This is a genomic window from Cupriavidus sp. C3SS-1, from assembly GCF_057073755.1.
The window spans coordinates 258,908-285,218 of sequence record NZ_CP172699.1 but is presented as its reverse complement, the minus strand read 5'-3'; the positions used below and the strand labels follow the sequence as shown (position 1 = coordinate 285,218).

Here is a 26,311-nt window from a genome sequence, read left to right as displayed (position 1 = left end):
GGGAACACTATCGCATAACGAAGCTGCAGCTCCTTAGCGTCCGTGACTCCTATTGCCAAGAATCTTGGACATGAAGGAACCAAGGACGCTGTCGCCACGCGTGCTGGGCTCCGCGACGATAGCCTCCTCTTCGAAATTGGATTCGTCCGGCTCGTCTTCTCGGCCGTCATGCTTCCTCGGCTCAGGCGGATTTCCGAATTCGCCTTCACCCTTCTGAACTGGGCGAGCTCCGAGACCCAAAATGTCTCGCTCGACCGCTCCACGAGCAGCGGACTCTTCACTGGCCAGTTCTCGCCGCGCCTGGGTCACGGTCGCGCCCGTCTTGTATGTTCCCCCGTTTGACTTCTCAGAAGAGTCCCGCATCAAGCCTGCCTTCCAGTTTGCAAGCTTGTTCCCCGCCGCATTTGTTGCAGCTTGTACACGCCTCTGCGCCCGTCGGAATAGGTTGGACAGTTTGCGGTCAAATCGAAGCGCCCGCCCGAACCGTTCCGTAGTCCGGGCCGTCTCAGCGAGCTCGATGAATGAGCCGTCATCACGCTCCCACAACAGATAGGTAGCATCATCCATCGGAATGCGAATACGGATGCCGGGATTGTCAGGTCGGCGTGGCCGCTGCATTTCCACGTTGTAGAAATCGACAAGCTCCTTACTCGTATAGAAGCCTCGTCCATACTGAACCCGCCCCCGTCGTACCGTTCGAGTATCCGACTCAAGCAAACGCAAGTACAGCTCGCGCTCTGTCCACTCTTTTGATGCTCCGCCCAGTCGCTTTCGCCGGTACCAGCCAAAAACCGAAGCTGGATTAGGTTTCACATCGTCGGTAATCATTGTATCCGTCAGAATATTGTCGACATCCGCCGTCAAGTTGTACTCGTTAATTGCGTAGACAAGGGTTCTTTCGAAGTCCAGAGTCGTCAGTGTCGCTTCCTGCTGAGCCTTGTCCTGGCGCTCCTTGTCCGCCCGCTCTCCGGTTCGCTTGTACGCGCCAGGCAAGTCAGCCGTTCGCCGCTGAAAGATTGCGTTGACCCCCTCAACAACGCCCTTCAAATCAGCGCGTCTCGGCGGAGCGATAGCCTGGTCGAGCTTCAGTTCGTTCACGACGGCCTCCGTGACAGAAATCGATATACCTGGTCCACGGTCAAAATAAACTTCATCACAAGTTCCATGAACGAGGCCTAGAAGTCTCTCTGTAATGCCGAGGCGGGCCAACGTCCGAGCTTTCGATGTGAAGCTGCTGAACAAACAATGCTTGTAGGTATTCCCCGACTCCGAACGTATCGTTACATACCATCCAACGACTGCGCGGCTACGGCGGCAAACGGCGAGAATCACCGTCGGCTTTCCTACAGCATCCAGACGCTTCTTACCAAAGATGAGATACATGTTGTATTCCATCCCATCTAGGTCATACGTATCAATCACTCCAAAGCCGCCATCCGTGGCACTGCCCGTTCTAGCCGCGTACTCCTGGGCCCATGCGACATAGCCGACCCGTGACTCCTTTAGACGCCTCTCTTTGACAATCCGATAACCATGTTCGAGAAAGAGGCGCTCATCCGGACGAAGATGGAATGGGATGTTCCGCAATCGAGGAAGCATGTGGTCGCGAAAGACCTGAGAGACCTCCTTCCCCGCTGGATAGTGGGTCTCCAGCATTATTGCCCACTCCTCACGCATCTCCAGCTGCATGTTTGCGCCGCGGTGAATGGTGTTCGGGTCAAGCACCACGTTTGCGTTGGGCCTACCCAGCTTTTCGTCCGTTGAGTCTAGCCTGCTTACTCCCGGAGCCCCCTGCAACGGACGAAGTGGGTAGAGCGCGCCCCGCCCGCCGCCATACCAAAGATAGCGAGTGAGCACTGTCATCAAGCGTGGGACCGGCACCCCTACCAGCGCAGCGACCGCATTTAGTCGCTCCGTGCGGAACTCCTCGCAGGACAAGTACCGCTCCAAGCCATCCCCAATCAGCAGCGTGACCCATTCAAAGCGAAGCGCCAAGTTGGTCTCGTCCGTGTCGCTGAACCGCCGCGTCTCCTCATCCATGAACGCGTGTCTCACACAGTCGTCGGTCTTCCTGATAGTGAGATTGACCAACGGACCGATGTCGTTCCTCTCCCAGCACACCGGAGCTCTACTGCTTCTGGGAGTTATCTTCGGTTCTACCTGCAGGACCCATAACTGGGTTCCATCTTTACTATGAATCAAATAGCGCCAATACGTAGCCTCTTCGCCAGCCTTAGTCCACTGGAGAAGCGACATTGGCATGAAAGGTAGATATTCAGAGTTCTCCATTACGTCTTCTCCGTGAATGGCGGATTTTCATCAGCAAAGGGGAGTCGATGTTCGCGTCGAAGCCGAGGCACATCCCCCTCTGCCGGGAACTCCAACGTTATCCCTCGTTCAGCAAAAAATTTTGATTCGAGTTCATGCCACCTCACAACGTTCTCATGGAGCGACATAGTCGAACAAGGCAGATTTTTATATTCGTCCATTACATCTTCTCCAGGAACAGTTGCTTGTCCTCACCAAGCGGGAATCGATGGTCAAGTCGAAGCCAACCCATAAGCACTGCGATTCCAAACATTTGATAACATTCAAGCAGAGTCCATTTGCGATTTGCACATTTCAGAAGGTGATTTAACGAGCCCGATGCGCTACTACGATTGACTCGCCCCGCATATTCGCGAGCGTCCTCCATCTGACGCGCAATATTCGCTTCCCTCAGAAATCGCTTCAGCACTTTATAGTTACCGTACTCTGCATCAGAGAAGTCCTGCTCCGTCAGGCACTCCCACGTAATCCCTCGTTCAGCACACCACTTGGCTTCGCGTTCATGCCGCCTCACAACCTTCGCATCGTCGAGCTGTTCTCTTGGCTTGATGGATACACAGTGGTAATGCAGTTGCTGGGTCCGTGGGATACAGAGCGTAAGCATGAAGTCAAACGTGGCAACAGACGTTTTTGGGAACGGACGCCCAGCGCGGTAGTACCTCAGATACTTCTCAGCATCCCAGAATGGATACTGAGAACGAGCTTCTATGACCCATGTGTGAAAATCGAACTTCGCCAGTGCCTTTGCCTCAATCAAAGAGTGCTGGGGGGAGCCGGTCCCGGTCTTTATCCGGACCCAATTTCCGGACAATCCTCTCTTGCCAACTCTCGCCGAGTGCCAGGGCTTGTATCTTCGTCCAGTTGGAATGCCACATATATCCCACTCCGGCAGCTTGCGTCCCCACTCGAGGAGTTGGACCTGTGGAAGTTCAAGCACCTTCATCGATTCCCCTCGACGAAGCAATGCTCATAGGCGACAACGCTTCCAAATCCCGTCGAGTATCGCCACTCTCTATCGACTTCCTGAGTCGCCATCTGAACTCGTGGTGCTGTTGTCTTGTCATGTTTGCGAGTTTCTCTGCGGTAGGGATGAAATGAGCTGCAACCCCAAGCCCACTCGCTTCTTGAACGAGGGCATTCGACGTGCGGATATGCCAGGCCTGCCAGGTCTCCTCTCCAGCCTTCAGCGCTTCCTGCGTTAGGGGGTATCGCGACGCATTCTTCCCGCAAACTAACGTGCCCTGCGGGAAGCCTTCAAGCAAGATGTGCTTGGAGATTCGTCCCGAGAATCCGGATTCTCGCAGTTCAAAAGCCTTTGCTTTAACGTACGCCGCCATCAGCGCATCTCTCGCATCCGAGTTATCGGGTAGACTTGGGGTTCGTACATACAGTTGACTATCCGGTGGCAAGAGCTTTCCACCGTATTCTCGGAGCCATGTGGCGATGTATGGCCCAGCACTATCTATAGTCGGCGTCTCAGTGAATTTGCTTTCACCAGATGTCGGTAACCCGAGACGGTGCAAGTAGTCGCGGGTTACTTCGTCGCGCTCTTCAGGAGTCATCCGACTTCCTCTGCGTCGAATCTTCTCTGACAGTCCTTCACGAGGCTTCGGTTTTCCTACCTCAGCGCTCGTTGTCAACGCCAAGTGTTCGACAGAGCCAAATAGCGCATAGCCGACTGCCAGCGCCGTCGATGCGTCGCCGAACGGCCGCAGTCCGTTTAGCGCAGCCCTGAATTGTTTTGAGGTGCGCGGGTCCGGAAGCGTGTCAAAGGCGCTTTGGCTCAGCTTCGCCCGTAATACGTCCCGGAGACGTCCATAGTGCAAATTGAATTCACCTCGAATGCCGAGGTGCTCAAGCCTGCCACCCACTGCTTCGGCAAAGAGTTCGCCGTTCAAGTCCTCAAGCCCAGTGTAGTTAAGGAACTCAAAGATAAAGGTCGAAAGTCCATGCTCAGCGCACTTATCTCCATGTAAGACCGGCCGCCGTGCAACTAGCGGCTTTCTCTTGCAGATACAGGCTTGAAAACTTGGTGTTGCGAGTTTTGTCGAGCGTCGGACACGACGCGAACAGGTCTCGCAATACTCAAAGATGGGTTCGCTATGCAGCGCGCACAAATTTGATAGCTGAAGAAGATGTTCTCTATGCCATACCGCGGACTGGTACTCTTTGGTGTCATCCTCGATGCAGGCAGCACACAACCCTAATGCCCACGTAATGCCGGAGCGACGGGGGGACAAGGTAAGTTGGTCACCCTTCTTGGCATGGGACATGGTCCGAGTCTCCACTCTTGCTCGGCTAGCACCGTCTCCAACGAGCTTGGACAGCGGAAAGAGAGTGTGGAGCCGTCTCGTTTCGAGGACGGATGGAACAGCATCCCCGAGAAGCTCAACAATCGCGGGAATGTTCCCAGGCACGCACAGATTGATGCGCCTTGTCGGGTCGCCCAACGTGCTGCTCGAAATCTGTAAGGCTGCATTGCTCCACGACAGGTTGCTTATGCGATATGTATATGGGCCAAGTCCTTCATGTTTGGCAATTTTCGGGGTAGCCAAGAATAGCGTCGGGACCTGGGCCGCCGCTGCTGCGGCGAAATCTAGCAATCGGTTACCTATATTTCTCATTCTTCTCACTTTCTGCATCACACATCAGAACGCGTTCAACTGTCCCTTCGCGCAAAATTGCGCCACGCGCCATCTCCCAGACGGCGGTGCAACCAGGCCGACACCGATTGCGGGCCCATGCTAGGCGTTGACGTACGAACTGGTCACGGGACCCTTGCCAAGGCGCAGTCCCGGAGGCCAACCTCCCTGCGATGAACTCGATTTGATACTCGGTCATTCGGGTAGTCTTGCGCAGGCGGTACTTGGACGCCGGTAGTGGACGGCCATCAACACCTCTAATTTCCTTCGCCTTGTTTAGGGCTGTTTCGCTTCTGCTAAGCAGGCTTCCGTAAGCAGTTCTATTGATTCTTCCGCGTCGCCGAATCCTCTTTGGCGAGTGTTCTCTGAGCCAAAGTGGGGCGCCCCTGCGCAGTCTTCCCCATAGTGCGCAATTCGATTTCCTCAATTCCGTCCGGCACATGTTGGGGTTCGCGAGCACGATTGCTTCCCAATGTGCTTTGTCTCTCTCCAGGCCAAGACTGCTTCGTTGTCGCCTCGCCACCCCGATACGCTCGTGGTAGACGGCGCATATCCTCCTGACTGTTGTGACGGATGTATGCAGACGAGTCGCAACATCCTGTGCTGTGGCACCTTGCACCAGAAGGAGGCAGACGTCATCGACCATGAATTCTCGTCGGCTATCGACCGTCACAAGACCGAGGCGTTGAGCCTCAAACGCCAGCGCGCTCGGGTCTGTATGAAGCAGCCGTGCCGCGGCCGCTATAGATGGCGTCGTAATAAGAGCGTTACGAACTTCATCGGTACACGGCCGACGCAATGGCGATTTGGAGACCCGTATCGGGTGCGCTCTTTGCTGACAAGCATTTTCTTCACAGAACCAATGAATCAGACAAGCGGCGACCGGATGAAGGCTTCTATCGTCACGCTGAAGTGCTTGTGCTGCGGACAGGATGAAGTGCTCGTCCGTTGCCAACGTCCGAAGACGAAGGTCAATGAATCGCCCACTGAAGTATTGACAGAAATCAGTGGCAAGCTGTGCCAAGCGCCACCGGCCGGAGGCCGAGATATAGGCAGAGTGGTGCAACTGCTCGCGCAGGCTATCCTTTCGGAACGGCGACTTCGCTACCGTCGTTTCGACACAAATCCTGGTAAGTCTGGCGTACTTGAGCTCATCCCTCCAACATGGCCCACCGGTGCCACTATCGACAAAGCAGTCAGAAGTACACGTTTCGCTTGTTAGTCGTTCACCATGTACGGGACATATGTGCAGAAATGGCGGGACGTGCATCCGATGAACGAAAGTAGTGCCGTATCTAACCACCGCAATCTCTTTACATACTGGGCACGCCGCGCCCGTGTACAGTTCTTCCATGAATGCCACGGGAAGACGGCTTGGCCGGATAGGCCCGTGGGAGTTGCCTAGCACTCTTCGCAGAAACGATTCAGCGGCGTGGGCTGATGCACAGCACGCGTAGTAGTCATACAACAAGTGCTCGTTGACTACGACGTCGACAGAAGGAAAGAGTGGGAGACTGGCGCACAATGAGTCCAGTGCGTACACCACCCCCTCAATCCCTACTCGAGTTCGCCCGGCGACCATCCGAAGGAACTCGCGCAATGGCAATCCCGCAAGATGAGCGCCACGTCTAAGTGCGCTCGGTACAGTCTCTCCGGGGAGCAGTCCGGTCCCCGCAAGTAGTCCACGTTGTCCGACCACTGTATCCATATCGCGCGGCGCCAACGTCATTGTCGTGTCTGAGCGAGATGAGGTCGTCATGCTCATTGCCTTCTGTAAGAAAGTCGGTTTGGCTCGTCTTCGCTCGGCAGAAAGTCAAAGGCACTGAATGGCAGGTAGTCGCCCCATGCATCCCTATCTCGAGGTGCGATAAGCGATGACGTTCCCTCGCGATGTAGCAACCTCACCAATGGCCGGAACGGCATCATTACCTGGCTGCCGATTCTTTCAGCCATCACGAGAGTCGTCGCTGCAGTGACATCGGGTTCTTTGTCTTCAGCATTAATAAGTTCAACGAGGAGTTGCTCCATCACTGCGCGGAGGCATGCAATGTTTCCGTTTGTCGTCCTATGCAGCGTCCACGGCAATTTGGTCGGCATCGACTTAGGTTTCCTCCGGAGGTCATGCGCCCAAAAGAACTGGACCATACGAATCCACTCATCACCATAGGGCATGTTGTCGAACCAAACAGCTCTGGCCACTCCGAGTCGAATTCCTATTTCCCCCAGCTGAGCAAGCCGTGCAGCTATAGGAAATGTGCACGAAATGACAATTGGAATACCGGTGTAGTCCATGAATTCGGCAAGGTACGCAAACAGGTCGTCAGATGCGTCGCATACATTGGATAAGTTGACGCCGTCTACGAAGAGAAGCGCCGGTGAGACCAGAAGCGCAAGCGACTTGGTCGAGGGTGCGAGTTGGGTCCTCTTGAAGTTTCGACATGTTGCTGCATCCAGGAATTTCGTGTCGATGGCTGAGTCGACGAGCCCACGCATTGCGTAATGGAACCCTTCTGGTGTGCCGCAGGAAGGCCAGCGAATGAACAGAACGGCAATTTGATACAGGCCAACGGGAACAGCTACGGTCCCTCGTAGTGGCTCAGCCTTCGTGCCAATGAGTTCAGCCGCCTTGGCCATAAGGGTGCTTCGCCCGTTGCCTGATGCCCCCGCTAGCAGCATCCCTTGAACCTTTCTGTGATGCCGCATTGGACTGGGCGGCAGAGGTCCTGGCTGGCGGCTTTTCAGCATGCTTGCCTGCCTTAGCAGCGATTTGCTGAAGGTGCTGTCATTGATGTTCCGATAGCTCAGTGCAATGCGCCCCTTCCTGATAGCTTCTTGGACAACACGACACGCTACATTGGTCGGTGCGTAGGCTCCATCGAAATCGGCAAGAGCGGCAACTCTTTCCTCTCTCGATGCAGAGCGAATCTGAGTGTCCTGAAGTAGGGTCGTGTTTTCCAACAGTGAAGCAACTTCCTCATCTCCCGGCACGTGACGCACAGCAGTCAGCGCAGGGTTGAGGTCAAATGCCGCCACCTGGTTGTCTAAGATAAATTCCGACATCGCTTGAATGATTTTTTTAGCTCAATGCACCAACGCGTCGCAGCCAACGCAGAAATGGAAACGTAGGGATGGAATGCGAGTCCGCTCAGTGAGGCGTCCGCAAATCCTCTGCATACACAACCGGAGACTTGGCTACCGACGTGGCCAGCTCGCGACAGATGCAGTCGGGGTCTCTTTCGCGTGGTTCAGATAGGCTTGTGCTGCACGAATGCTCGACGGCATCTTTACCGCGGGTTGTTTGTTCCCAAGGCGCGCTAATCAGAGACCCCGGAATTTCATCCCGACGCCACCTATCGTTCCCTCAACGCAATCGGGATTGCCGGTACAAGGGCACTCAGAATTTGAGATGCTTGTCCCGTTATCGACAACTCGAACCCGGCGACATGTTGTCTTTGACACTCGGATTCTCACCGACAGGCCGGTTCGATTCTCGGTCTGGCTGTGGAATTGCATGGTGTTTGCCCCCCTGCTACACGCGGCACAACATTGCTCGCGAGAAGCGCGACGGTTGAATCTCGTTGTTTGCCTGGGTCCACCCTCGTCCTCAGAAAACGCAGCGAACCGTCAGCATCAAAAATTCAATGAGCCTCGAGCTTGGAGACGTCGGCTGCCGTTGGGCAGCTTAGCTGCCCAACGGCAGCCGACGTCTCCAGCAACGCACAAAAAAATTTGACTTGCCCGGCGACGCCAGGTTGACGAGACAAAATGGGGGCAGCCGCGCGCAGGCGCGGTGAGATAGAGGCAGTCACACGACTCTCCTTTAATCAGTGCCCACCCGTAGGGGCGAGCGAAAACACTTGACCGAGAGAGGCGCGTGTGGCAGGATACGCGCGCGTGGCTCAAACACGCGGTCCCTGTAACACGGGGCCACCCCAAGGGCAAGCACCGTTTATCGGTCCTTGCCCTTGTTCTTTGGTGCGTACGTACTGAGTCACCAAATCATCCGGGGCAAGAACCAACACTGCTTGTCGACTGACGCACGAAATGTGCACTGCTGTCAGTCAGGGTCAGCATCGTAAACGGCTAACAAACGAAATTCAAGCGCCTTTCTCCGTTTCTGAATTTCTCCATTTTTACGCAATACTAAATCCAGCGCTGTCTTGCTTTTAAAAAGCGTAAATAGCAATATGCCAATGCGTATAGCGATAATTATCGCAATATGCAACTGGCAACACTCGGCGAAGCGGCCAAAACCCTTACCAGATAAGGCATTTAGACAGATTCTTAAGGGAACAAGACTTCCTTCACTGCAAGCTTAACTCTGAGGGCACCTGGACCCTCATAAGATGGATTCTTGCATCCCTACTGGCGTCCGCCGACCACTTGAGGCAAGCGATATTCCTCGCCACACAGCGCCTTTGGAAGGTAGACTAAATGCCTCATCGCCACAGCGCTGCTTGGCGCAGATTCGTCACCGTGAAGTGCTATTTCGGGCAAGCCCGTCAGGGAATGCAACAGTGAGCTACGTGGAAACGCCATGGACGCGCCTGGCTTCGCGTACCATGCGAAGCCTGCTCGTGCGCAAAGGGGTAACTTGCGAAGCGGCCGCGGCCTGCCTTCGCGAAATCGGCGTGGAGGCGTCGACCAGAAGCGTCGAAGGGAAGGCGACGAGGGGAACGTACTCGTTCGCGTTTTTCCTGCAAGTATTGGAAGCATTGCGCGTGGACCGCCCCAAACAATGGGACGCGCTTCTCAGCGCGCATCCTGGTGCAGAGGAATGTGCTGCGCATATCGTTCACCACGTACTTCGAAAGCACCGCCTGAGGTCCAACAAGGCTGCCGAGCATCTCGCCAGCGTTGGTCCCCCAGTCTCTGTTGATGCATTCACCGCCTTGGTCGAGTCCGGAACCTTCCAGTTCTCGCTCGTCTTGCAACTTAGCAGCCTGGCTCCCATTGAAGGGCTTGAGCGCTACGTCGACCATAGCGATGTTCTTGCCGCTGCTGCTGAGACAAAGCGAGAACCAAGCACAACACTGAGATAGGGCAGACATTTCGACTCCGTTCTTCGGCTTCCGTTGTGTGGAAATTTCCACACCATCAATCTAGCTCACCCTGACAAAAATGCAAGGGAAAATAGGCTGATGTAGGGCCGCGGAGCATATCGGATTGGCACCGTGTGAACTGAGACTAGAATTCAGCCCCGACGCTATTGCCCGCCAGTTCGACTTTCCAGACGCTTGCGGAAGCTCGGAGCTTGCCATCCAAAGACCGCGAGCTAGACTTTCAGTGCGATGTCGACGTTAGCTATTTGCGTCCGCTCAGTCGCGCGGGATACCACAGAGACATCGGCGGCTCATCGTATGCGCAAATAGACTGCGAGAGCGGCACGAGCGGAGACAGTGATGGACCATTTGAACAGTTCCCACCCTGGACCATACAGGCACTTTATGGGCTCACAATGGCGCACTGCTCGGCGGTCACGCATTGCATAACGCGAAGGTCGTATGAAAGCCCGCGTGCGGAGGTTGCAGGCATCCAGAAGCGGCGCAGTGAATGAACGAGCGTCTCGCAGGCATACGAACTATCTGGGAGGCCAGTTTGCTGACGTCGGTGCTAGAACACATGATGTCCGACGGCGTGATTCGTTCCGCGGTGAGCTTCCGGTGGAGCGGTGAAAGACCTGCCCCGCGCGCAGAGGCGCTTGTTGCACATGCAGGCCAGGACGCGCAAGCGCGCAACTAGCGACTGATATGCAAACACTTGGGAGAAGATGATGACTGGGCGCGCAATTCCCGATGATTTCCCAAGAGAGCAATGCGCCGGCGTCGTCTCGGGGTCGCAGCCGAAGCTCCTGCTGCGTGGGATTGACGGACGATTCTACGCTGGTCTCACTGAAGATGAATTGTGGGCGCGTTACGACGTGTGCGAGGACCTTGCTCAACAACTTGCGCTCTACGCATCCAGAAAGATGATTGAAAGCGGCTGGCTGCTGGACGACGTACTAAGCCGAGTTGAAAAAAGCGTGACCAACAAAGTCAGTACGTGCCGTTGGGACCTTTCGCCTGGCGAAATAGCGTGGACGATGAAGCGGATACCCGAGTTACTGACAAGCCCGGCGAGCAGCGACAAGAACCAGCGCTAGTAAAAGAGCCCTATCGGGAAAGATGAGCATCGGAGCACCGCGCGGATACTGGAACTAGCCGTTGGCCAGATATGGTCGGATAGAACCTACTGTGCATGTCGGAGAACGGATGGCAAGCCTGTACGTCCCGACCGGACATTCGACAGTCATTTCTGGCAACGCCAGTCTTCGTTACCTGGCGCTCACGGAGTAGCCGCTCCTGGAAGAGGAGGGTGACGGGCAAGCAAGATGATGGCTTCGGATAGTCCGCACTCCGCCGACAAAGATTTTGCGAGGATTGAGATGATGCGGCGACTGCAGGACATCTTTAACAAGATGTACAAGCCTCCCACGGATGGCACACGTCAAGTGTTTGCGCTATCTCGAGCGGACGCGGAAAGGCTGCCTCAGCTGCCATCGATGGCGGTCATCTCAATCACAGCGCCAGACCGTCCCCCAGCCAACCTGGGTTGCTTCGTTCATGTGCGTTTGAGTTTTGCCGATGTGGACTTCTTGAGCCCCAATTTATCGGTCAGGGCGCAAGGAAAGCTCGGCCACGCATTCACCATTGAGCAAGCGCAGGCCATTCGCCGATTTGTGGAGTCCCTGCCGAGCGACGTAACCACTGTGGCCGTCCACTGCGAGGGGGGCCACTCGAGGTCTTGCGCTGTCGCTCTGGCACTGCATCGCTTGTATGGCTACCACGAAGCCTTGGGCCGGCTCACAGATGCCAACCCTTCGGTCGTTAGCGTATTGATGGGTGATGTACGGCCTCAACGGAAAGCAAGGCGCGGTCAAGTATGAGTTCCGGCTCTCGACCTCCCCTGCAGCGGATTCACTCATGGCAGGCTGAAGCCTAGACCATGCCATGACTCGCAGGCACCTTACACTAGAAGAAATGGAGGCCGAGATAGGAGGCTATCTGAGGACCTACCGCATCCATCGCAACATCGACCAGGCTACCCTCGCAAATCGAGCTGGAATCAGCGTCCGAGCCCTGCGGAATCTTGAAGCTGGAAACGGTTCGTCGCTGCGCACCCTATGCACGGTGCTTAGAGCTTTGGGCCGCGAATCGTGGCTGGACACAATTGCGCCATACCCCACTATCAATCCGTTGATGCTTACAAGGCACGCCAAGCCACGACGGCGGGCGAGCAAGCCTAGGAAGAAGAAGCCGACATTCAAGGAACCGTCGTCAGCAATGCCGGACGTGGGTGAGGACGATGGCTTCCATCGCAATGGCAGCGAGCAGACCTAACGCCCTGGCCGCTTGTGAGATGGTGGCCCGTGGCCTCGGACACTGGGGCAACGCGAATCTCTCGTTACTACTGTTCGTTGAACTCATCATGCTAAAAGTCACTGTAGAAGTTGTCGGCCAGAACGGCTCCGCCAGGGAGATAGCGACCGCTTACATAGGCCGGCTCGAGCGGAGTGCCACTCCCGACTACGTGGTGCAGCTGCGCGAAGACCAGCGCGAGCACAGCGAGAAACGAACCCTGCATGCTTACCCGCGCCACGCATCATCCATCTTTGACCTCGTCGCGCGCGCTCTCGCTGTCGGGTTGACCGGGACCGAGGAGCTCCCACCTCGCCCTGAGCCCCTCCGTGTTCCTATCCACCGTTCAGGTAACACCGACTACGTTCGCCTGGGCGAAATACCCGAGCCTGCAGCGACGCTCTTCCGCAAACGCATTGAGTATTCAGGGTGCCCCGTCATTGAAGAGGACCCCATGCCGATGGACTGTGCTTACGCGTCCGACTGGCAGGACTTTTTGACCGGCCAGAGATAGCGCAAGAAAGCGCTCTCTCCAGTTCCGACGGGCTGCGGAATTGTCCAGAAGTGCGGTATCAGCCATGTCACTCGCTCTTCCATTCCGCTCACGGTTCGCTATACTGGCACTGTATATCCATACAGTATCACGTTGAGGCCATGCTTCCAGAACCAGCGAATTGCCCGTTGTGCGGCGCTGCCGCGGAACGGATACGGTCGTCCCCACTACGTGGGTTCAAGTACACCTGCCCGTCATGCGGCTCGTTCGGCATCGAGTCCGCCGCCTTGGCCAGCCTAGTTGCCCCCGCTTCGACGCGGCAAGACCTCGCACGGCTGAGGGCGTTCGGACATCTGCCGCTCATCCAGCGTGACAAACAAGGGGTACGCGTCGGGCCTGGGCGGGGTTAGGAGACGCACCCGTAGCGAAATCGCGCTGAGGAGAGTCGTCGGTTGCTACGGGGTCTTGGTCTGCCGAGGTAGCGGGATTGAGGAATAGCATCATGGGAAACAGCCATCTGGCTTCGAAGTGCCATCTCAGAGGAGACAGCCTTAACGAGCCGCCAGTGCCCGGAGCAAACGGCATCCTCGCACGCATCCCTGGACAGTACGTTTCTGCCGCCGTGAGCCTGCTGCCGCCCGCGGCATTCGCGCCGGAGCTTCATCAAGAGGTCGAAATGGACGCTGGACCAGCAGGAAGGGTTCGCTTCTTCGTAAAGAGGATGCGAGCCCGGCACCACCGACACTCGCACTACTTCTGGTCGGTGTACCGCGCGGAGCCGGTGAGCGTCGAGAATCCGCTCTGATGAAGCGTTCCCCTTACGACTCGAGACAGGCGCGCCGGAGGGACAAGGTATGCGAGTCTGCGGCGCTGTGACGGAGGGAGCCCCGTTGGATGCCAGGTGCGCAAATAGGTGTCGGCGTCTCAATATCACGCACGGCCTCCATGCTTGTATCACCTTCTGGCGCAACACGGAGGTAGATGTAGCGCGCCACAATGGCAGCCACGACAACGACGACGGCGGCAAGGAATGCTCTGGCGAAGAGCTTTGTCCAAGTGGTCACGCGATGACGGCCATCAATCGTAGAAATCGCGGTACATGTCGCCGCAGTGATGGTCACGGTAGTACCGCCAGACGCCTGCTGCAATACCAACGACAACGAGAACCGGCCATACGGCATTCAATAGTGGAAACGCCGGCTCGCACTTCACCGTCGCTAGCTTACTGACCGGCATGCAAGGAATCGTGTTGAAAGCTTGGGCGCCCAGAAATGCAATGAATGCGAAGAGCCACCACCTGACGATTTCCCAGACAAACCGATACTGTAGCTGCTGAACTGAAGGACGACGGCGACGCCTTGGCATATTTGGACCGGGATTGAGCGGATGTCATCACTCTGCCTCATGCCGTTTCCGCCGGCGCCCCTCAAGAGGGTGATGTTGTGGAAACGAGACTATCCTCGACCGGTGACCTCGTTCACCTGGAAGTCGCGGGACGTTAGAACGATGCGAGAGTTGCTTGGAACCCTGCGACTCCTTGCCGCTGCATCTCTGATGCGCTCCCATCCCTTCATGAAGGAGCCCAGAATTGCATGGTCTCTGTCCTTGGCGGGGAAACTCGCAAGTGCAAGACCGAAATAGTTTTCTAAGGCTTCGCGGCTTACCGCAAAAGTCTGGTTGTACCCGCCGATTAGATACTGAAACTGGACCCCAATGTCGTCATCGATGTCCGCTACCTCAAATCCAACGGGGTAGACCATAGCCTCCTCCGACCGCATATCGATGGAGTTAGAATACACCTGATACTGCAGCTAGTGACGCTTCTGTTCAATGCCGACGTGAGCGAATCCTAACGATGCACAGATTCAACGCCCCCCCCCTTGTTGAAGCGCAACAACTTAGGGCGCGCTGCAGCGATTCTTTGGGTGAAGTCTCAGATGGCCAAGCACAGCATCGCAATAGATGACCTGGTTGCCGCCGGATGCTTTGCCGCTACGACTCCGATTACCAGCCAGACGGTTCGTCCAGTTCGCTTCAGAGACGCCGCGGGCCATAGCTGGGATGGCCACGGCGACCTACCCGAATGGCTTCAGCGCGCGGTCAATGCAGACCACGGACCATTTCAGGATTTCTTGAGTACGGCGGTCAGGCTAGCAGCCACTATAGTTCTTACGGCCGCTCGCTGTAATCGTGTATGTACCTCCACGCGGTCCCGTGTAGCACGTTTGCCCAGAGCCCGTCTTGCGAGGCGCAGCCAAGGCATTCGTCACCTGGCTTGGAGGTGTGCGAGAAGCATCAGGAGCAACGAGATGCGCGCTCCCACCCTCGCGGTGACAGTGGTAGTCACCCGTCTTTCGATTGTTGTGGCACCCATTGGCATCTAGGCCTCCGCCATGGGCGTACACCGCAGTAGAAAACGAGATAGAACATAGAAGGACAGCAACGATGCCGTTGGCGCCGACCTGAAGACAGCGGATATGTGCGGCAGGCAGTGCGCCCATGGACCTTCTCCCGTGGTTGTAATTTTTGTGCTCGGAAGCCGCTCGTCGTTCGCCTTACCGAGAAGGGCTGATTTTCGAATCTCCAGCGTTGTCGAACCATCCCGCCATAGGGGTAGGTGTCGGCCGCTCTTTCGCCTCCATTTCAGAGCGCAGCCAAGAGGAAACTGCCTTGGCAGACATGCAGCCGATTGAAGCTGGAAGGTCATGTGCAGCCAGGATTGTCAGCAGCTTGCCCCAATTTGGCTGCAGCCTGCCCGCTATCGCGACCTACAGAATCACAGGCGTGTTGAGTAATTCGTCCGTTCCGCCAACACCAGCCGGAAAATGTGTTGCCAGAAGGTTTCCAATTGACTCTATGCCTCGAAGCACGCCCTGCTTGAACTCGTTCCGGCGAAAGGCGTCTTCCATTTCTTGGCAAATGGCGTCCCACTCTCCTTGCTGAACCCTCGCATGGATTCCACGGTCAGCGACAATCTCAACGCTGCGGTCTGCCAGCAAGAGATAAATCAGAACGCCATTGTTGTGCTCAGTGTCCCAGACGCGCAGTTGTGAAAACACTTCGATGGCACGGTCACGCGCAGATAGTCCCTTGAGCAGGCCCGTCCAACTCAGTGCCCCCTCGACAACAAAGCAGAGCTGGCCAATATGGCTGGACTCGCTGGCTGAGATGGCTCGCTCAACGACATTAAGTGAATCTTGCGGAAAAGTTCGCCGAATCTGCCAGTGGGTCATCAGCAGATGTCGCGCCATGCGCTGAAGGTTCGCCATCACCATTTTCCCGAGGCACCGCCGCCGCCAAAGCCACCACCGCCCCCGCCGAATCCGCCTCGTCCAGACCCGCCGCCGAAGCCGCCACGACCGCCGATACCCCGCAAGCCCATGTGGGAGCCACCAAACATCGTAAAGAAGAGCGCAATGGCGCCAGCCATTACGCCGATAGCGATTGCTCCGGAAAGTAGCCATCCGATAATGCCGACCACGCCTCCGGTGGCAACGGCACCTGGGCCTCTGCCAAAGAGGGAGCGCAGCAATCCGCCCACCACGAGCGTCAGCACCAGGATGACCGGCAGGAATTGCCGCACCGAGTCATCACCGCGCTCGCCTCTTGTTCGCCTCGGTGGGGGCAACGGCTCGCCGTTGATGACACCGATGATGCGTTCGACGCCAGCCGTGACGCCCCCATAGAAGTCCCCCTGCTTGAAGTGGGGAACGATGTCATCGCTGATGATGCGCTTGCTCATCGCATCGGTGAGGACACCTTCGAGGCCATAACCGACCTCGATACGCATCGTTCGGTCGTCTTTCGCGATGATGAGCAGGGCTCCGTCATCCGCTCCTTTACGCCCAAGTTTCCATTTTTCGACCACGCGGATGGAGTATTGCTCAATGACTTCGGGTTGCGTGGTCGGAACCATCAGCACGCCTATCTGACTTCCCTTCTCGCTCTCGAAGGCTTGCAGCCTTTGTTCGAGAGCAGCCCGTTGTTCGCTTGTCAGCGTGCCGGTCAGGTCAGTCACGCGCGCCGTGAGGGCGGGAACGGCGATGTCCGCCGCAGCGCCCAGAGACACCGAAGCGAGCAAGACCAGGAACAAGCCTTTGGCAACCGCAAGCCATTTCACTTGGCACCCCCAGGCGCGCTGGCGGGAGACCCACCGAAGTCAACATGGGGTGGCTTGGCTATCGCCGTTTCGCTTGCAACCGTAAAGTTCGGCTTCTCCTTGTAGCCAAAGGCTATTGCCGTCAGATTAGAGGGTAGCGAGCGCACCGTCACGTTGTAGGCCTGCACGGACTGGATATATCGATTTCGCGCGACAGCTATCCGATTCTCAGTACCCTCGAGCTGGGACTGCAAATCCCTGAAGCCCGCGTCGGCCTTCAACTGCGGATAGTTTTCGGAAACTGCCAGGAGCCTGGACAACGTTCCGGACAACTGCTGCTGGGCTGCCTGGAACTGCGCGAATGCCTTCGGGTCGTTCAGGGTCTCTGGTGTGACCTGAATGGCGCCGACCCGTGCTCGCGCCTCGGTTACCTGCGTCAGAACCTCACGCTCATGGCTGGCGTAGCCTTTCACGGTGTTCACCAGGTTTGGCACCAAGTCAGCACGGCGTTGGTACTGGTTCACCACCTCCGACCAGCTTGCCTTGACCTGTTCATCCTGAGTTTGAATGGTGTTGTAGCCGCATCCTGTCAGACTTATCAGGAGTATTGCCGCCAGTACCAACCATAGCTTTCGCACGAGACATCTCCTTGCTGCCAGCGCCTGCGCTCCCGTGAGGGTACACCCATCGCAAATCGGGTTTTCATCACACATCCTAGGTCGCGCGACGGGCCGATTGCTTGATTTGCCTCAACAGCGGCGGCGGACGCCGGGGCGACCTTGGGCGTGGCTACATAGAATGGCGATATGGAGCCTTTGTCATTGGGGTGAGTGATGCTGACCGCCGAGAACATTGCGATTTCCGTCTCTAGTGCGCCTTCGAGGTGGATGGACCAGACCGAGATGTGCGAGCACAAAGGCGTCGGGCACCCAGACAGCCTTTGCGACGGTGCCGTCGAGGCTGCAGCCCATGCCCTGTGCCGTGCCTATCTGGACGACTATGGGGCAATCCAGCATTTCAATCTCGACAAGGCGCTCCTCGTCGGCGCTATGAGTGAGCCGAAATTCGGTGGCGGGCAGCTCTTACGACCTATGCGCTTGGTGGTCTCGGGCCCTGTCACCGAACTGCCATCTGTCAGTGCTGAGCAAATCGTTGAGCGGGCCATTCGTGATTACCTCCTGACCTGCTTAGGCCGGGCCGGCAATGAAATTCGGGTAGAGCCCATACTCCGACCTTCGGCCCCAAACCTCCGGCGCGTCACCGGCACATCCGTCCCGCTGTCGAATGACACTTCTTTCGGCGTCGGGTATGCGCCACTTTCAAGCCTCGAAGAGGCCGTTCTGTCAGCCGCGCAGCTACTACGCTCAAGTGAATTTAAGTCCTCTTTTCAGGCAGCCGGACATGATTTCAAAGTCATGGGCAGTCGACTCGATGGGCATCACCGTCTCACCATCGCGCTGGCGTTTGTTGACCGCTATATAAGCGCGGTCGATGAATATTTCACTGTGAAGGGGCAGATTGCGTCATACCTTATGGAACGCATCGAAACGGCGGTTGAGATTGCCATCAATACCCTGGACGACAACGATGCCAGTGATGAAAGTGGAATCTACCTGACCGTCACTGGCCTAAGCGCGGAGCATGGCGATGACGGTCAGGTGGGTCGCGGGAACCGGGTCAACGGCTTGATTACCCCATACCGGCCAATGTCACTGGAGGCCGCAGCGGGAAAGAACCCGGCGGCCCATGTTGGCAAGCTCTATAACGTGCTGGCCCACAGATTGGCTGGACTTATTGCGAAGGACGTTGGCGGCGTCAACGAGGTCGTAGTGCGGCTTCTTTCCGGTATTGGCCGCCCAATCAACCAGCCACAACTGGCAGCCATCGATGTTGTAGCGGAACAGGGGCTCTCGTCGACTCAGCAACAGGAAATCCGTGAGCTACTTCGGCAGCAGCTGGCCAACCTTCCCACGTTGGTCAAGGAGTTGGCGACAGGGACGATTCAGGTGTTCTAAGGCCTTCTCGCCTGCCGACATCCATACACTAAGGCACCATTTTCGAGCATCGCCCACTTTGAGAAGGGTGCGAGCAATTCGCATTCCTTGACTGACATCAATAAGCAAGTTCCCCGAAGGACGAGACTATTAAGGTAAATCCTGCCTTGCAGCCGCCAATCGCCCCCAGGAGGATGGCATGTCGACCAGGTCCGCTACCCCTACGGTTGGAGAAGAATCCACCATCATGGGTGGGCACGCTCCCCAACCGACAAGTCACCTGGATACTGCTCGCCAGCAAAACGTGCGCGACCCTGTTTGTGGCATGGAAGTTTCTCCCGGGGAAGCGGCCGCCAGTGCGGAAGTCGACCACCAACGCTATTGGTTCTGCTCCAGCCACTGCCAACAGGCGTTCCTCGTCAACCCGGCCCGATACATTCGGCCGCCGCTCGCCGAAGATACCCCAGGGGGCGTAAGCATTTCTCCGCCCCCCACGGCCGTACTCCCAGCGACCACCGTCGGTGCCAAGCAAACCGCCAAGGACCCCATTTGCGGAATGATGGTGGACAAGGCGACGGCCCTGTCCGCCGAGCGTGGCAACCGCAAGTACTACTTCTGCAGCGAGAGTTGCCTACGGACTTTCGAGTCGCCAGAAAGCGAGTTGAAGGCCATGAAGACGCGCGTGACGATTGCCCTCACGGGCGTCCTCGCGCTTGCTGTGCTGCGGGCGGGTGCATTCCTGGCCCTGGCAGCCGGCGCCACCCTGCTGACGTGGGCACCGATTCCGGCTCTGCCTTGGTTCACGTGGGGCATGTGGCTGTTCTTGTTGGTCACGCCAGTGCAGTTCATTGGCGGCTGGAGCTTCTACAAGGGCGCGTGGAACGCCATCCGAACCCGCAACATCAACATGGACTTCCTCATCGCATTGGGGACGTCCGTCGCGTACTTCTACAGCGTGGTGGTGCTGTTCTTTCCAACCTGGTTGCCAGTTAAGGTCGAGGAGCGGGACGTCTATTTTGAGGTGTCGGCGGTAATTATTGCCTTCGTGTTGCTGGGCAAGTACATGGAGGAAATCATCAAGAAGAAGTCGTCGGCAGCGGTACGGCGCCTGCTCGACCTTCGTCCGGCCGTGGCGCATGTGTTGCGTGATGGGAAGGAAGTGGAAATCCCGGCCGAAAGCATCATGGTGGGCGAGGCCGTTGTCGTGCGCCCGGGCGAGAAGATTCCCACGGATGGCAAGGTCGTGGAGGGTGAGTCCAGCGTCGACGAGTCAATGTTGACTGGCGAGTCGATGCCCGTTGAGAAGAAGCCTGGTACTGCCGTCATAGGCGGCACCCTGAACCGCAGCGGCGCCTTTACATTCCAGGCGACGAAGATTGGCGCCGATACCGCGCTCGCGCAGATTATCAAGATGGTCGAGGACGCCCAGGCCAGTACCGCCCAGATTCAGCGGCTGGCGGACCAGGTCACTGGTTACTTCGTGCCTGCCGTGGTTTCCGTTGCCATGTTGGCATTGGTGGGTTGGAGCGTCGCGGGGCACTTCCCCCATGGACTGCTCGCGTTTGTGGCAGTTCTGATTATCTCTTGCCCGTGTGCCCTCGGTGTCGCGACCCCGGCCGCCCTCATGGTCGGAGTCGGCAAGGGCGCGGATAACGGCATTCTGATTCGCGGCGGGGAAGTGCTGGAGCGCGCTGAGAAGCTGACGGCGGTGGTCTTCGACAAGACCGGTACGATTACGCGAGGCGAGCCGACCGTCACCGACGTCATCTCATTGTCGAACCATGAGGAATCAACGCTATTGACCTTGGCTGCCGCCGTCGAAAGCGGGTCTGAGCATCCTCTGGGCGAAGCCATCGTGCGGGCTGCCCAACATCGCGGCCTTACCATCCCCAAGGCAACCGGCGTTACCGCCCTGTCTGGCATGGGTATCCAGGGTCAGGTCGACGGGCAACAGACCTGGCTCGGGAATCGGCGGCTGTTTGTGCGCCAGGGAATCCCGACCGGTGACGCTGAGTCGGTGCTGCAAAGGCTCGAGGCCGACGGGAAGACCGCCATGCTGGTAGGCGCTGGCAATACGCTGCTTGGCATAGTCGCAGTGGCCGATACGGTGAAGCCAGAGGCCACCGAGGCTGTCGCCGCCTTGAGGGCACGCAACATCAAAGTGGTGCTGCTCAGCGGAGACAACCGTCGGACGGCGGAGGCCATCGGCCGGCAAGTCGGCATCGACAAAGTGATTGCTGAAGTCATGCCGGAAGACAAGGTCGAAACCATTCAGGCCTTGCAGAAACAGGGCGAAGTCGTGGCGATGGTAGGTGACGGCGTCAATGATGCACCGGCACTCGCAGCGGCGGACATCGGTATTGCCATCGGCTCTGGCTCGGACGTCGCCAAAGAGACGGGAAGCATCATCCTCATCCGCGACGACGTCCGTGATGTGGTGGCATCCATCGAACTCTCGCGCGCCACGATGCGAAAAATCAAACAGAACCTCTTCTGGGCGTTCATCTACAACACCGTCGGGATTCCGGTCGCCGCCTTCGGTCTGTTGAATCCCATCTTTGCGGCTGCAGCCATGGCGCTGTCGTCGTTGAGTGTGGTGGCCAACTCCGCGCTGCTCAAGCGTGTGCGGCTTGGCCAGGCCAGTAGGGAGGTGATATGAAACATACTGTCGCATGGATTTGCGCGGCACTGGCGACGCTCCTTGCCATCGTCGTCGTTTACTGGTTCGGTATATCGCCACTCACGCTACTGGTCGCAATTCTTCTACTCTCCTGCCCGGTCGTCGTAGTGTGGGTCAGCTGGCGGCTTTCCCGTCAGTGCGAATGTGACATTCAACAGGCCGTGGAGCGCGAGCGCAAGGCCAGAGGCAATCCTTGACGAGGAGGCCTTCACATGAACTGGCTCTCGCAGAATCTGACGTGGCTCCTGCCAAGCGGAATTGGCATCGTGGCCTTGATAGCGTGGCAGCGATTCACGAGCCGTCGAACCAATCCAGACGGTGCGCAACGCTACACAACGCAGGAGTACAGCTCCACTGCCCGTGACCCAGTCACCGGCAAAACCGTTGACGTGGCTCACGCTATCACGGCGAACTTCGAAGGTCGGACATTTTTCTTCGAATCCGAAGCGTCGCGCAAGGTATTTCAACAAGACCCCTCAAGATACATTCATCGGCACCACCACCACGGTTGCTGCTAAACGATTTCCCGAGTCGGAGGCAGGTATGAATCACGAACATAGCAGTCACGAGCATCCAGACGATACGGAACGGAAGATTTCCCGCTCCAGGTTGGTCACGATTGGCTTTCTCTTGGTGATTGGCTACTTCCTCTGGACGGAGCACCGGGCGCACGTCATTCAGTTCCTGCCGTTCCTGCTGCTGGCGGCGTGCCCGTTGATGCATCTCTTCATGCATCACGGCCATGGCCCCGGTCACGGCCAGCGCGACGAGCGAAACGACATGGGCCAAAAGGGAGAGCGATGATGGAACACAACGCGCAAAACGGGTACGGCCTGTGGTCGCTGGTGATTATTAACTCGGCGGTCTTCCTCATCTTTGCGTTCAGCTTTACCAAACCGAAGACTGCTCGGGACTGGCGCTCCTTTGGAGCCTTCTCGGCGTTCATCGTGGCGCTCTTCACCGAGATGTATGGGATTCCCCTGACCATCTATCTCCTGTTGCCATGGCTGTCGGCAAAGTTTCCCGGAATCGACTTCCTGTCCCATGACGCCGGCCATCTTCCGGAGATGATTTTCGGCTGGCAGGGCAATCCCCACCTGGGCCCCTTCCACATCGCCAGCGACATCCTGATTTTCGGCGGATTTCTCATGCTGTCTGCGGCGTGGCGAGTCTTGTACAAGGCTCAGCAGGAACACACCTTGGCCACCACTGGGCTCTACGCTCGTATGCGGCATCCGCAGTATGTGGCGTTCATCCTGATTATGTTGGGATTCCTGCTGCAATGGCCCACGATACTCACGTTGGCGATGTTCCCCATCCTGGTCTGGATGTACGTTCGCCTTGCCCTAGCCGAGGAGCGGGACGCACTGGCGGAATTTGGACAGGAATATGAGGCATACCGGCGAAGAACTCCTGGTTTCATCCCGCACTTTGGAGATGGCGAGATGCCTCGGACCAGGCCTCACTGAGGCTTGGCTGGAACCCGTTGCAATTGGAGGCTGCCATGAATCCCTTCAAAACTGGTGTGACGTTGTCAGCCACGGTCGTGCTCTTCTATGCCTTATGCACGCTCGTCTGGATGGCAGCCCCCGAGCCCTTCATGAACTTCATGAACGCGCTTTTTCATGGGCTTGATTTCCGACGCCTGCAGACTGGCGAATCGGTGTCCTGGTGGTCCGTCATCTACCCGGCCATTGTGTTTGCCGTCTGGTTCTTTGCCGCCGGCAGTTTCTTTGCCTGGCTCTTTAACACCCTCAGGAGTGACCGCTGACCCAATGGCATTGACGTAATGGAACTCTCACCAGGGTCTGAACCCTTGGTGTAAAGCTGGCTCGTTGTTGAGGCCGGATGGGCTCGGTGGTCGTGCAGACAGCACTGGTCGCCGAGCTTTTGATTGACCACAAGATGAAAAGGCCCCCATGGAGCCGCGTCAACAGTTTTCCCTTTGGTACATACTCGCGGCGGTCACGGCGATGCTTATCTTTCAGAGCGTCTTCCCTCCCTCTCACGTCGAGACGCTGCCGTACAGTGATTTCAAGGTCTTATTGAAGGCTGGCAAGGTCAGGAATGTCACACTCGGAGAAGGCGCCATCACGGGGACGCTGAACACCGATGGCATCGAGAATCTGCTTCCCAAGCAACAGGTCGACGAAATGCTGCAGCAGGGAAAGGGAGACCACGCATTCTCGGCAGTCCGCGTCAATGACCCCAATCTGGTCCAGGAACTCGAAGCGGCAAAAGTACGCTTCGTGGGCCAAGCAGACAACAAATGGATTGGCGTCCTGCTGTCATGGATTGTCCCCGCGCTGCTGTTCTTTGCCATATGGAGCTTTCTCATCAAACGAGTAGGCGCTGGCGCCGGCGGCATGATGGAAATTGGCAAAAGCAAGGCCAAGGTCTACATGCAGAAAGAAACAGGCGTGACCTTCGCCGACGTTGCAGGCATCGACGAAGCTAAGGAAGAGCTCGCAGAAATCGTCAACTTCCTGAAAGACCCCCAGCGCTACCGGCGCCTGGGCGGCAAGATTCCCAAGGGCGTCCTGCTCCTCGGCGCGCCGGGCACCGGCAAGACACTGCTGGCTAAGGCGGTCGCGGGCGAAGCCGGCGTTCCATTTTTTAGCATGAGCGGTTCGGAGTTCGTGGAGATGTTTGTCGGCGTTGGTGCAGCGCGTGTTCGCGACCTCTTCAACCAGGCCGAAACCAAGGCCCCCTGCATCATCTTCATCGATGAACTGGATGCGCTCGGCAAGACCCGTGCACTCAACGCGGTGTCCGGCAACGACGAACGCGAACAGACGCTGAATCAGTTGCTGGTCCAGATGGACGGCTTTGATACCAACAAGGGCGTCATCATCATGGCGGCCACCAATAGGCCTGAAATCCTGGACCCCGCGCTGTTGCGCCCCGGGCGGTTTGACCGCCACGTCGCGCTGGACCGGCCTGACCTGAAGGGTCGCGAGCAGATTCTCAAGGTACACGTCAAGAATGTCGTCCTCGCGCCAACTGTCGAGCTGACAAAACTGGCAGCCCGCACACCTGGTTTCGCTGGCGCCGACATCGCCAATCTCGTCAATGAGGCCGCGCTTCTTGCCGCCCGCAAGGGCAAGGATGCGGTGGACATGACTGATTTTGATGAGGCACTTGACCGCATCGTGGGTGGACTCGAGAAGAAGAATCGCGTAATGAATCCGCAGGAGAAGGAGACCATCGCCTACCACGAAGCGGGTCACGCCATCGTGGCGGAATCGCGACCACACGCCGACCGCGTGTCGAAGGTCTCCATTATTCCGCGAGGCGTAGCTGCGTTGGGATACACGCAGCAGACACCGACAGAAGACCGCTATCTGCTGAAGCAGAGCGAACTTTATGACCGGCTCGACGTCCTGCTAGGGGGGCGCATTGCCGAGCAAATTGTCTATGGAGACGTCTCAACCGGGGCCCAGAACGACCTCCAACGTGCCACTGACATGGCTCGCCAGATGATTACGCAGTTCGGCATGAGCGAGGAGCTGGGGCTTGCCACATACGAGGATATGCGGAATCCGCTCTTCAACGACGCAGGCATGATGCCCCGTGACCGGAAAGAGTACAGCGAGGAAACCGCCCGGACTATTGATGCGGAGGTCCGAAAGATTCTCGGTGACGCGAGCCAGCGCGTGAAGCAGACGCTGCTGGCGAATCGGCACAAGCTAGACGCGCTGGCGAAGCTACTCCTCGAACAGGAGGTCGTAGACCGGCCTACCCTGGAGCTGCTGCTTTCCGAAAAAGTCACCCCGCTGACCTCTGGGAAGTCCCACCCAGCCGCGACAGAGGCGCCAAATTCTCGGAAGGTGAACCATGAAAACGAAGGCAAGTAGCAAGAGCGCTACTACCGAGATAAGCGCCATCTCCCATGAGACCTACGAGGAGAATCTCCACCTGCTTCAAATCGAACTGGTCAAGCTACAGAAGCACTTCATTTCCTGCAGCGACCGGATTCTGGTGATTTTTGAAGGCAGGGACGCCGCCGGGAAGGACGGCACCATCAAGCGCATTGTGGAACATCTCAGCCCGCGTGAAACCCGCGTTGTCGCGCTTGGGAAGCCCTCCGACCGTGACCGAGGCTCATGGTATTTCCGGCGCTATACGGCCGAACTCCCGGCCGCCGGCGAGTTCACCCTCTTCAATCGCAGTTGGTATAACCGGGCGGGCGTAGAACGCGTGATGGGCTTCTGCACCGACGCCGAGGTTGAGGAGTTCATGGCAAGCGTTCCGGAGTTCGAAGGGATGCTGGTGCGCTCGGGAGTTCGTCTTATCAAGTACTACCTGGACATCAGCAAGCCCGAACAGAAAAAGCGCATCGAGGAGCGCCGCAGAGACCCGCTAAAGCAATGGAAAGTCAGCCCCATTGACGAGCAGGCGGTGTCACTGTGGAAGAAGTACAGCAAGGCTCGCAACGAGATGTTTGCTCGAACCAGCGACATCGTGCCATGGAACGTCGTGCGTGCCGACGACAAGCGCGTCGCGCGCCTCAGTGTCATCAAGGATTTACTGACGCGCCTGCACTATGCGGACAAGGACGAAGAGCTGATTCGCCCTAATCCCGAAGTTGTGTTCCCTTACGCGGAGGAACATCTGCTGAGCGGGGCGATTGCGAAGTGAACCGGTAGCTCAACGAGACCTGTGAACTGCGAGGATG

General features: G+C 57.3%; 20 protein-coding genes. 12 read left to right on the top strand and 8 right to left on the bottom strand.

The window, feature by feature from the left end; genetic code table 11:
- Positions 1-33: 33 nt before the first annotated feature.
- The 4 genes from ACIGJC_RS01325 to ACIGJC_RS01310 form a co-directional block, all read right to left on the bottom strand.
- On the bottom strand, positions 34-2,289 hold the full coding sequence (locus ACIGJC_RS01325; RefSeq protein ID WP_483710240.1) for a hypothetical protein: 2,256 nt from the start codon (positions 2,287-2,289) through the stop codon (positions 34-36).
- 199 nt (positions 2,290-2,488) lie between these two features.
- The gene (locus tag ACIGJC_RS01320) at positions 2,489-3,271 is read right to left on the bottom strand and encodes a TnsA endonuclease N-terminal domain-containing protein (protein WP_483710239.1); all 783 of its coding nucleotides are present in this window, start codon (positions 3,269-3,271) and stop codon (positions 2,489-2,491) included.
- Positions 3,258-4,601: a hypothetical protein gene (locus tag ACIGJC_RS01315; RefSeq protein WP_483710238.1), complete on the bottom strand. Its 1,344-nt coding sequence runs from the start codon at positions 4,599-4,601 to the stop codon at positions 3,258-3,260. Before ACIGJC_RS01315 ends, ACIGJC_RS01320 begins: the two co-directional genes overlap by 14 nt.
- Before the next feature lie 2,130 nt (positions 4,602-6,731).
- Entirely contained in the window at positions 6,732-8,030 is a 1,299-nt protein-coding gene (locus ACIGJC_RS01310) for a hypothetical protein (protein ID WP_483710237.1), read from the bottom strand.
- 1,457 nt (positions 8,031-9,487) lie between these two features.
- Between ACIGJC_RS01310 and ACIGJC_RS01305 the strand changes: the two genes are divergently transcribed.
- The 4 genes from ACIGJC_RS01305 (at position 9,488) to ACIGJC_RS01290 (ending at position 12,881) form a co-directional block, all read left to right on the top strand.
- A complete protein-coding gene (locus tag ACIGJC_RS01305) occupies positions 9,488-10,012 on the top strand; it encodes a DUF6471 domain-containing protein (protein WP_483710236.1) in 525 nt (174 codons plus the stop codon).
- A 728-nt stretch (positions 10,013-10,740) separates the two neighbouring features.
- Entirely contained in the window at positions 10,741-11,112 is a 372-nt protein-coding gene (locus ACIGJC_RS01300; RefSeq protein ID WP_483710235.1) for a hypothetical protein, read from the top strand.
- Positions 11,113-11,959: 847 nt separating this feature from the next.
- Entirely contained in the window at positions 11,960-12,349 is a 390-nt protein-coding gene (locus ACIGJC_RS01295) for a helix-turn-helix domain-containing protein (RefSeq protein ID WP_483710234.1), read from the top strand.
- Positions 12,315-12,881, top strand: a complete 567-nt coding sequence (locus ACIGJC_RS01290; RefSeq protein ID WP_483710233.1) for a hypothetical protein — start codon at positions 12,315-12,317, stop codon at positions 12,879-12,881. Before ACIGJC_RS01295 ends, ACIGJC_RS01290 begins: the two co-directional genes overlap by 35 nt.
- A 2,129-nt stretch (positions 12,882-15,010) precedes the next feature.
- Here the strand turns inward: ACIGJC_RS01290 and ACIGJC_RS01285 are convergent.
- From ACIGJC_RS01285 to ACIGJC_RS01270, 4 genes are all read right to left on the bottom strand, one after another.
- Positions 15,011-15,361, bottom strand: a complete 351-nt coding sequence (locus ACIGJC_RS01285) for a YHYH domain-containing protein (protein ID WP_483710232.1) — start codon at positions 15,359-15,361, stop codon at positions 15,011-15,013.
- A 267-nt stretch (positions 15,362-15,628) separates the two neighbouring features.
- Positions 15,629-16,129: a TPM domain-containing protein gene (locus ACIGJC_RS01280; protein ID WP_483710231.1), complete on the bottom strand. Its 501-nt coding sequence runs from the start codon at positions 16,127-16,129 to the stop codon at positions 15,629-15,631.
- Positions 16,129-16,980: a TPM domain-containing protein gene (locus ACIGJC_RS01275; protein WP_483710230.1), complete on the bottom strand. Its 852-nt coding sequence runs from the start codon at positions 16,978-16,980 to the stop codon at positions 16,129-16,131. Before ACIGJC_RS01275 ends, ACIGJC_RS01280 begins: the two co-directional genes overlap by 1 nt.
- A complete protein-coding gene (locus ACIGJC_RS01270) occupies positions 16,977-17,597 on the bottom strand; it encodes a LemA family protein (protein WP_483710229.1) in 621 nt (206 codons plus the stop codon). The genes ACIGJC_RS01275 and ACIGJC_RS01270 overlap by 4 nt, the downstream gene beginning before the upstream one ends.
- A gap of 195 nt (positions 17,598-17,792) precedes the next feature.
- On the opposite strand from ACIGJC_RS01270, the gene ACIGJC_RS01265 reads away from it, so the two are divergent.
- From ACIGJC_RS01265 to ppk2, 8 genes are all read left to right on the top strand, one after another.
- Positions 17,793-18,974: a methionine adenosyltransferase gene (locus ACIGJC_RS01265; RefSeq protein WP_483710228.1), complete on the top strand. Its 1,182-nt coding sequence runs from the start codon at positions 17,793-17,795 to the stop codon at positions 18,972-18,974.
- Between the two features lie 178 nt (positions 18,975-19,152).
- A complete protein-coding gene (locus ACIGJC_RS01260) occupies positions 19,153-21,612 on the top strand; it encodes a heavy metal translocating P-type ATPase (RefSeq protein ID WP_483710227.1) in 2,460 nt (819 codons plus the stop codon).
- Positions 21,609-21,830: a hypothetical protein gene (locus ACIGJC_RS01255; protein WP_140952835.1), complete on the top strand. Its 222-nt coding sequence runs from the start codon at positions 21,609-21,611 to the stop codon at positions 21,828-21,830. The genes ACIGJC_RS01260 and ACIGJC_RS01255 overlap by 4 nt, the downstream gene beginning before the upstream one ends.
- A 346-nt stretch (positions 21,831-22,176) precedes the next feature.
- Positions 22,177-22,437 carry a DUF2933 domain-containing protein gene (locus ACIGJC_RS01250; protein ID WP_483710226.1) on the top strand — a complete coding sequence of 87 codons (261 nt, stop codon included), beginning with the start codon at positions 22,177-22,179 and terminating at the stop codon, positions 22,435-22,437.
- Positions 22,437-23,102 (top strand): methyltransferase family protein, encoded by a 666-nt coding sequence (locus ACIGJC_RS01245; RefSeq protein WP_483711440.1) that lies wholly within the window; start codon positions 22,437-22,439, stop codon positions 23,100-23,102. The genes ACIGJC_RS01250 and ACIGJC_RS01245 overlap by 1 nt, the downstream gene beginning before the upstream one ends.
- A 35-nt stretch (positions 23,103-23,137) precedes the next feature.
- Positions 23,138-23,404, top strand: coding sequence for a DUF5676 family membrane protein (locus ACIGJC_RS01240; protein ID WP_071071274.1), 267 nt, complete (start codon positions 23,138-23,140; stop codon positions 23,402-23,404).
- 148 nt (positions 23,405-23,552) lie between these two features.
- Positions 23,553-25,490, top strand: a complete 1,938-nt coding sequence (ftsH, locus tag ACIGJC_RS01235) for an ATP-dependent zinc metalloprotease FtsH (protein WP_483710225.1) — start codon at positions 23,553-23,555, stop codon at positions 25,488-25,490.
- Entirely contained in the window at positions 25,471-26,274 is an 804-nt protein-coding gene (ppk2, locus tag ACIGJC_RS01230; RefSeq protein WP_483710224.1) for a polyphosphate kinase 2, read from the top strand. Before ftsH ends, ppk2 begins: the two co-directional genes overlap by 20 nt.
- The last annotated feature ends 37 nt before the right edge of the window (positions 26,275-26,311 follow it).